General features: G+C 31.9%; 10 protein-coding genes and 1 riboswitch. All 10 genes read right to left on the bottom strand.

The window, feature by feature from the left end:
• Positions 1 to 327: 327 nt before the first annotated feature.
• The 10 genes from OCV48_RS07515 to OCV48_RS07560 all read right to left on the bottom strand — a co-directional run bounded on the left by OCV48_RS07515 (position 328) and on the right by OCV48_RS07560 (position 9,002).
• Positions 328 to 732: a GerW family sporulation protein gene (locus OCV48_RS07515; RefSeq protein ID WP_021983615.1), complete on the bottom strand. Its 405-nt coding sequence runs from the start codon at positions 730 to 732 to the stop codon at positions 328 to 330.
• Positions 719 to 1,699: a DUF2953 domain-containing protein gene (locus OCV48_RS07520; protein ID WP_262559384.1), complete on the bottom strand. Its 981-nt coding sequence runs from the start codon at positions 1,697 to 1,699 to the stop codon at positions 719 to 721. Before OCV48_RS07520 ends, OCV48_RS07515 begins: the two co-directional genes overlap by 14 nt.
• 25 nt (positions 1,700 to 1,724) lie before the next feature.
• The gene (locus OCV48_RS07525) at positions 1,725 to 2,039 is read right to left on the bottom strand and encodes a hypothetical protein (protein ID WP_147591542.1); all 315 of its coding nucleotides are present in this window, start codon (positions 2,037 to 2,039) and stop codon (positions 1,725 to 1,727) included.
• 10 nt (positions 2,040 to 2,049) lie between these two features.
• Positions 2,050 to 3,474 (bottom strand): hypothetical protein, encoded by a 1,425-nt coding sequence (locus tag OCV48_RS07530; protein ID WP_021983612.1) that lies wholly within the window; start codon positions 3,472 to 3,474, stop codon positions 2,050 to 2,052.
• 32 nt (positions 3,475 to 3,506) lie between these two features.
• Complete coding sequence (gene thiC, locus OCV48_RS07535) at positions 3,507 to 4,820, bottom strand: phosphomethylpyrimidine synthase ThiC (protein WP_147591543.1); 1,314 nt, start codon at positions 4,818 to 4,820, stop codon at positions 3,507 to 3,509.
• Positions 4,821 to 4,929: 109 nt separating this feature from the next.
• On the bottom strand, positions 4,930 to 5,583 hold the full coding sequence (locus OCV48_RS07540) for an HAD family hydrolase (RefSeq protein ID WP_021983610.1): 654 nt from the start codon (positions 5,581 to 5,583) through the stop codon (positions 4,930 to 4,932).
• A 205-nt stretch (positions 5,584 to 5,788) separates the two neighbouring features.
• Positions 5,789 to 6,415 (bottom strand): thiamine phosphate synthase, encoded by a 627-nt coding sequence (thiE, locus tag OCV48_RS07545; protein ID WP_147591544.1) that lies wholly within the window; start codon positions 6,413 to 6,415, stop codon positions 5,789 to 5,791.
• A 73-nt stretch (positions 6,416 to 6,488) separates the two neighbouring features.
• Positions 6,489 to 7,307, bottom strand: a complete 819-nt coding sequence (gene thiM / locus OCV48_RS07550; RefSeq protein ID WP_021983608.1) for a hydroxyethylthiazole kinase — start codon at positions 7,305 to 7,307, stop codon at positions 6,489 to 6,491.
• A 128-nt stretch (positions 7,308 to 7,435) separates the two neighbouring features.
• A riboswitch (TPP riboswitch) is annotated at positions 7,436 to 7,533 on the bottom strand.
• Between the two features lie 567 nt (positions 7,534 to 8,100).
• A complete protein-coding gene (locus tag OCV48_RS07555; RefSeq protein WP_021983606.1) occupies positions 8,101 to 8,667 on the bottom strand; it encodes an imm11 family protein in 567 nt (188 codons plus the stop codon).
• An 11-nt stretch (positions 8,668 to 8,678) separates the two neighbouring features.
• Complete coding sequence (locus OCV48_RS07560) at positions 8,679 to 9,002, bottom strand: AHH domain-containing protein (protein ID WP_147591545.1); 324 nt, start codon at positions 9,000 to 9,002, stop codon at positions 8,679 to 8,681.
• Positions 9,003 to 9,063: the final 61 nt, after the last annotated feature.

The raw sequence follows: 9,063 nt of genomic DNA on the forward strand, positions 1-9,063 counted from the left end.
AATTTTACCCTTTCAAAATTTTATCATAAAAATAAGGTGCGGATTAACTCTAATTGCAGAATAGATTATATCCTATAATCAGACATAGGAATATAAAAAATATTGACCAGAAACCCATACCCAGATATAATCCGATTGCAATTCCTACTGCAATCCAGAATAATATAAAACCACATATTCTACGCATATATACCATTCTAATTATCATCTTTGTATATAATATGCCTTAGAATTAAATAATATCCTTAGAATTTTATATAAAGATTTGGGTATCAAATGGTGGTTCTGTTTTTGATACCCAAATCTAAATAATCTACATATAAAATATTAGTTATCTACCTGAACTTCCTGTTCATTATATTCTTCATTACTTGATTCTGAACTATCACTATCGTCTTTCTTAGTAAACTTATCGATAAGTCCCGGAACCATATCGAGAATCTTTGTAATTCCGTCCTGTTCTTTAATATTAACTAATTTAGGTTCGCCATTTTTAATTACCAAAACAGCACTTGGTGACATCTTGCTGCCCATACCGCCGCCACCATTATTCTTCTTATCATTATTTGATGCACCTGCACCAATTCCAAATGACACATCTACCAATGGTAAAATAATTGTACCATCAATTGTAATTGCATCTCCTACAACAGTCTTTGTTGTAATAAAATTCTCCATTCCTTTAAATAATGCCTCAACTGTGTTATCAAATGTGTTATTATTCTCTGCCATTTGTCCTCCTTCTTTCTAAAAGCAATTTCAAATTATCATTTTTATAGAGTCTGATTCCAATAATTAATAAAAGATAGCACTGAACCCTTCCTTTAGCATGAATCTCACCATCAAATACCTTATTCTCAAAATCTGGATTAATACGAAATTCTTTAGGCGAACCTCTAAGAATCATATATATTAATCCGAGTAAATTACCAGTATAAGATGGATCGTCAAAACCAAAATGAACATATCCTTTTATCCTTCTTGGTCTGATATGTTTTAATAATATAAGAGCTTCTTTTTTTAAGAAACCAAATGCCTCTTTTGTGTTATCATCACTTATAAATTCTTTTAAATCATTAACATTTTTACATATCTTCTTTATTGTATCACAAAATTTGATAAAACGATATTTAATTTTAATAATTATTGCCTTAATTTTAGAATAAATTCTTGAAAATATATTCTGTTTTTCAACTTTTATAAATTCTTCCGTATTCTCTTCTGTATTCTCTTCTGTATCATTATCTTTATTATTATTTTCTATATTTTCTTCTGTTTTATTGACATTCTCTGCTAACCTGTCACGTTCTTCGTCAATTTTCTTTAACTGCTCATAGACCTCTGGCATCTCAGTCATATTATCCTTAATCTCAGATGACATCTTCTCAAACATCTTAGTTTCTTTATTGATTTTTTCTTCCATTGCCTTAGTTTCTTTATCAAAGAAATGCGTTTTAATACCGAATATTTTAATGCTTAGGCCATCATCTTTATAGATATATTTTACCGAAATGAGATGTAATAAATAAGTTATCTTTATCTTAAAATCAAGATTTTTTACTTTTCTGTCATAAATTGCATCTATGGAATATCTGATTGGAACAAAAAGTATAGCTGCTATGATTAAGATAACAAGACTAATCAGAACTAATATTATGATTCCGATTACCTTTAAAATTGTAAGTAATATATGTAGCATATCTAAGTACTTCTCCATTCCATATTTATTGGTGTCTTTCTACCATATGCCTTACAAGAAACTGACCTGTTTCGTTATAACAGTCCATTAAAATATCCTGCATAACCTCTAATGCTTCATCATATCCCTGAGATATGCCTACTACCGTTAATTTCTTCTTACGGTAATATTTCTGAAGCAATACATAAGACGGATATATCTCTAATGCATTAGCCTCATTAACAGGCAGTGTTATCATATAAATGCCTATCTGAGGCTTTCGTCTTATGGCACGCATTATTATTTTATGTTTCTTTTTTAAAGCCTTTTTTCCAACATAGAGATTATTATACCATTTCATTCAAAAAACCTCAATTTTCATTAATGATACATTTAATGATTTCGATAGCGGCTGATTTCTCAGCTTTATTTGTACAATTAGATAATGAATTATAAACATAATCCTGCACTTCAGTAATATTGTTAAAGAATACAGGAAGTCTTGAAATAATCAGTGCCATTACTGAACGGTTGACCTGTTTCTGGTTATTCTTAAAGAATTCAGTAAGCTGCATTACTAATTCATCTCTGACTGTATTAATATATTCCTTAATATCAAATTCTGTTTCTTCTTCTGATTTCTCTTCAAATATGTTTTTAATATCTGAAAGATCAGCAAACAGACTATCCGAAATAAGGTTCTGCGAAATAAATAATCCCTGATATATATTCTCTGCCATAATACTCTTTATTATACTAAGATGATTATTTTTAATGTTATCAAGGGCAAATTCTTCACCTTCAATTTTACTATGAACTTTCTCAGGAACGCCCTCTAAGAATACGAATAAATCTGTAACCTCATCAGGTAATGTTATATATTCACCTGATGTAAAGTTATTATTAATTTCTTTAATAATCTTCATACTGCATTCAACTTCTTTATCATATTCATCTACATATGGTGCAGACAAAATCATTACATAGGTTCTGTTTACAATTCCCTGAAGCATCATAAAGACATTGGTTTCTTTATCAATAAAATCTGCTGCATATCTTAATTCATTTTCAAGTTTATCGAATTCTTCTTTAGTAATCTTAGAATAATCCACAGCTTTTACCATTTCATAAATCTCATTTAATTCAGAATAATCCTCTAGACCATCAGGTAATGCAAGCATTGATGAGGACTTAAGTACATATACGAAATCATCGATAGTTTCTTTGTCAGTTTTACTATATACACTGAGTCCGTCACTTAATAATTGAAAGAATTTGCTCTTGGTAAGTCTTAATGGTAATTCTGCTATAATTTCACAGATTTTACTGTTAATTACCGTGTTATCTTCGTCAGAGAAAATATATTGCATTATCTCTCTTGTAAAATCTTCATCAGTATATTTTGAATCAACAGTTTCTTCCTTAAATAAATATTCACATCTGTTAGAAACATATTCATATCTTGAGAAAATATCAGCATAAGCTGCTAATATATCAACTGTTTTATATATCTTATTTCTTAAAATATCGATTCTTTCAACAGCTTTCTCCCTGTTCTCATCAACTTTAACATCTACAACATATTCTTTAATTATTGCATTGAATTCTTCTGTATATTCCTTAAGTTTACTATCTTTAATCTCGCCATCACTTACCATCTCATAAAATGTATAGTAATCCATAGCCATTTCAACTGCCGCACATTTATTATATAAATCATTTATATGTCTCGCATATACGGGCAGATTCATCTCAAGATTCTGATTATTATTAATCTCTTTAATTATCTTCTTCAATTTTATTATTCCTTTTCTAAAAAAATTAGTGTTTATTTTTCAGAACAAAATTCTACTTTCTCTCCTGCAAGAATCTTATTAGTTGTTCTTACTGCACACATTTTACCACACATTGAGCAGGTATGTCTCTCTTCAAGTGGTACACTATCATAATATCTTTTTGCTTTCTCTCCGTCAATAGCATATTTAAACATTTCATCCCAGTCAAGTTTATGTCTTGCTGCACTCATCTTGTTATCAATATCTCTTGCACCCTTAATTCCCTTTGCAATATCAGCGGCATGAGCTGCTATCTTAGAAGCTACGATACCCTCTTTAACATCTGATGCATCAGGCAGTCTTAAGTGTTCAGCTGGTGTAACATAACATAAGAAATCTGCACCATTAGCGGCAGCTATTGCTCCACCGATTGCTGATGTGATATGGTCATATCCGGGTGCGATATCAGTTACTAAAGGTCCAAGTACATAGAAAGGTGCTTCGTGACATATTCTCTTCTCAATAGCCATATTAGCAGCTATTTCGTTCATTGCCATATGTCCCGGTCCCTCGACCATTACCTGAACATCTTTCTCCCAGGCTCTCTTAGTCAGATTGCCTAACTCAATTAATTCAGCAATCTGACCGGAATCTGTGCTATCCTCGATACAGCCTGGCCTTAATGCATCACCAAGACTGATTGTAACATCATATTTTCTAAATATTTCCAAAACTTCATCATAATATTCATAGAATGGATTTTCATTACCGGTCATCTCCATCCATGCAAATAATAATGAGCCGCCTCTTGAAACAATATTCATTAATCTGCCTTCACGCTTAAATGTTTCAATGGCTCTTTTATTAATTCCTGCGTGAATAGTCTGGAAATCTACGCCCTCTTTTGCATGTGCTTCCACAACTTTAAGAAAATCTTTAGCTGTAATCTCTAATAAATCTTTCTCTAAATATCCGATTGCATCATACATTGGAACTGTACCAATCATTGCTGGCGAAATCTTAATAAGTTCATTTCTGAAAGTATTAGTTTTACCGTAATTGCTAAGGTCCATAATGGCTTCACAACCGAAATCAATAGCCATTTTAACTTTTTCCATCTCCATGTCATAGTCTTTCATATCACCTGATATACCTAGGTTTACATTTATCTTAGTTTTTAAGCCTTTTCCGATTCCCTCAGGTGATAATGATTTATGATTAATGTTAGCAGGAATAACTACCTGTCCCTTCGCCATAAGTTCTCTAAGTTCATCTGCATCAAAATTTTCCTTAGCTGCAACAATTTCCATCTCAGGTGTTATAATACCTTTTTTAGCTGCTTCCATCTGTGTACTATATTCTCTCATTGATTTTTCTCCATTTCATACTTAACTTTTTTAATAAATCTCTGTACTAAATTTCCTGATTAACTCCCGTTTATAGGAGATTTCTTATCTGCTATAAAAACTATATGTCTTATGCTATCATTTCTTTAAAATCATATATGAATTTATCACTTAATTCTTTCATTAGCTGCTGATTTTCCCTTGTATGTGAATCATATACACCAATTGCCATATATCCACCTGCCTTAGCACCTTTGATGCCTGCTAAAATATCTTCAAAGACAATACAGTTACTTTTAGATATTCCCATTTTATCAGCTGCTTTATCATAAATATCAGGAAACCCTTTTCCACGACTTACTTCTTTAACGGTTGTAATATTCTGAAAATAATCAATTATGTCATTATTAGATAATACAGGCTCTACAAGTCTCATATCTGAAGCAGTGGCAACTGACATAAGCTTATTATTATCTCTAAGATAACTAAGATACTCTTTAACACCATCTTTCAATCTGACATGATATGAATATGCTTCTATTGCCATATCATACCATTCTTTGATAATTTCATCTCTGCTTTCTTTAAGATTAAATCTCTTAATTGTATAATCAGCAGTTGCCTCAAATCCCATAGGTGTTATTGCTTCCATATAGTCTTTAGGTACATCGAAACCTCTTTTACCTAAGAAATCTATATCTATCTGATTCCACACACCCATAGAATCAATTAAGGTTCCGTCCAAATCAAAAATAACTCCATTATATGTATTAATATCTATCATTGTTACCTCCACTAAATATATGTTATTTGATTTATATTCCATTTATAGGATTAAGGTGTCAAAAGGTGCGTAGCACCAACCGTTACAATATATGTGTATGCAAATGAATTTACAATACACATATATTGTGACGGTTAGTCCCTATAAGGGCTTTTGACACCTTAATCTTTACACTAGATGTTTCTCTGATTTTATATCAGTACATCTATGAAGTAAATGCTTCATACATATCTTTAGCAGCTTTTTCAACATCAGGCTGTGCAACAATTGCTGATACCACAGCCAGACCATCTATTCCCATATTCTTAAAATTACCAAGCGTATTCATATTAATTCCGCCTATTACTACTATAGGAATATCGACATTTTTACGAATCTCTTTTAATTCTTCCATTGTAACAGGTCTTGCATCTGTCTTGGTATCTGTTGAATACATTGCACCGACACCTAAATAATCTGCACCATCTTTAACAGCCTTAAGAGCTTCATCTAATTTAGCAGTTGATACACCTATTATTTTATCATCGCCAATTATTCTTCTTACAACATCTGCCGGCAAATCACTCTGTCCTATATGTACACCTGCCGCATCAACAGCCATGGCAATATCTACTCTGTCATTAATTATAAGAGGAACATTGTATTTATCAGTAATCTTTTTGACACTTACAGCCAAATCATAGAATTCTTTCGAAGAACAGTTCTTCTCTCTTAACTGGATTACTGTACAACCTCCTTTTATTGCGAGTTCCACATTCTCCTCAATGGTTGCAGAACTCATTAAATCTCTGTCTGTACACAGATATAATGTATAATCAATTTTATTCTTCATAGTCATTCACCAATCCTAACTAAGTTATATAATCTAATATTTTCAGGATAATCGTCATTTAATAAATCTGTATCTAACCTAACTTTATCATTTCACCCATAATTTCTTCATTTAATCTGCTCAGACCGTTTATTATTTCAATATGATAACTTCCTGTTCCATTTGTTGAAACACTCATTGCTAGTTCACCTGCTATGCCCATAGAAGCTATTCCTGCAATGGCAGCATCATAATAATCAAATTCATTTTCATTAGTTACGGCACCTGCATAAGAACCTACTAAAGCTGAAGTCATACAGCCGGTTCCTGTCACTTTTGATAATAATTTATCTCCATTACTTAATGTAGCAACACGTTCTCCATCAGATATTACATCAACGGCTCCTGTTATGGCTGCCACACAATTATATCTCTTAGCAACATTTTTAGCTACCATAACTGCATCATTGCCTTCATCTTCTGCAGAAGTATCCACGCCTTTAGTTGACACCTCTAATCCGGCTATGTAAGACATTTCTGATAAATTAGCCCTGATTATACTAAATTTTACTGTTTTAAGTAAAGAATTAACTGTATCATTTCTAAAGCCTGAGGCTCCTGCTCCTACAGGATCTAAAATAACCGGAATATTTAGCTGATTAGCTTTCTTGCCCGCTGCTAACATAGATGTTACTGTTCTCTGATTAAGTGTGCCTATGTTAATGACAAGTGCCTTAGATATCGAAGTTATGTCTTCTACTTCTAATAAATCATCAGCCATTATAGGAGATGCTCCTATTGCAAGTATGGCATTTGCACAGTCATTTACCGTTACATAATTTGTTATGTTATGTACTAACGGATTAACCTTTCTGACTTCTGTAATCATTTTAATAATTCTGTCTTTCTCCATTTTCAATCAACCTCTTTCTTATAAAAATAAGAGCAAAATTTCTCATCTGTCAGAATAAAGCAGGTATATTTCATACGTACTTTTTTTCTATAAAAGTAAATAAAGAGGCTGCCAGTGACAGCCTCATGATTTCTCAAATGATTGCTCCCTACGACAGTATTAACCGACAGGTTCAAAGGGTCAGGTTCTACCTTCTCAACTCTTGCGAGTTCCCCTGCAAACTAAGAATATTATCTATCATCATATATTAAATGTCAAGCATTTACGTTATCTTACGATTATCTTTGCCATAAACTCTTTAATCCATACCAAATAATATACTCATCAATATCATACTTTTCAATAAAATTATGACTACACTCATCTACATTTTTCCGTCATCATATACTCTTTTCCCCTCAGTCATTGTCTCTGCATATGTCAGAGACAGCTTTTATTAACTCCTGCCGAGAACTGAACTTCTCGTATAGTTCCAGTCGTTTTAAATTTTACTTGGCTTGATTCATATAGTTTTATGGCATCTGAATCTACTTTTCTAACACGCATAATAAACGCACCCTTTCGCAACATTTTTTCTTGTTGCTAAGAGTGCGTTTATACCAGCGTATTGGAACTAAATATTCTATTTTGATTTTGCAATGTCATTTCCTATACCCAACTCGGCAAAATTTCGCTAGCGTCTATAATTAACATCATGGATTCTTAATTGCTTTGCAACAGCCTTGATGGTTAATTAATAGACGTGCAGTAGTTATAGGTTATTGGAAGTCCGAAAGTATAACCATAATAAATACTATACTACACTAATCTCTGTTAATGAAATACCTGTAATATTTTCCTTTTCGATTAAATCTTTAAATTTTTCAGATACAAATATTGGTATTTCTTGCCTATTTGACAACTTAAAGACATCTGCACCATCCGTTTTTTCAGCATATATACAATATTTACTTACAGTATATATTGTGCCTATTCCTTCAATTTCTGTTTCAAAGTACTTCGATTTATCCAAGCATAACGCATCTACAACTTTAATAATATTGGCAATATAATATTGTTTAAAATCCTCTCCATTATTTGTTTCTTTTATGCCAACTTTCAGAAATTGTATATCTGTATTGACTGACTCTAATAATGTCTTCAACCTGTTTGATACCAAGAACCATCCTTTATCATTGGCAAGATAATCAGTCCAAACATCTCCTTCTTCTTTTGCATAGAAAAACTCAAATCTATCATCCCAGTTTTCAAAAACTTTCCCAGTATTTAGTGCATTTTGCTGAATTCCATAATCATTTTGATAATGGCATATTATATCATTTTCTCTTTCCATATCCATAGATAATTTGTAATATTTCATCAATATTCTCCTTATTTCCAGTAATCTTTATACAGCATATCAGGATTTGATTTTACGTTATTCTTTAAATTATCAAATAACTTAAGGAATATATCTTTGTCTCCTTGTGCAATGTTGTCAAATTGTTTCATACTATCAAGAACATATTCATGATAAGCATTTGGATGACGTCCCTGATGTGGTAGCAATTCTTTATTCCATGCATCATCTAGGTCTAATCCATACCTGTTTGCTATTTCCTCTAACTGAGGAGTATATGTCTTGCTTTTATTTGTTGCATAGTGATGTACTTGATTAGTTTTAGTTGTTTTACCACTCTGGTATGCTAAACACATAGGAATCAAAGCAGTCTTTTTCTATCTATTGCTTTTCTTTTATTCCTATTTCACAATTATC

It is taken from the genome of Bovifimicola ammoniilytica (assembly GCF_025567085.1).
Lineage (GTDB): Bacteria > Bacillota > Clostridia > Lachnospirales > Lachnospiraceae > Bovifimicola > Bovifimicola ammoniilytica.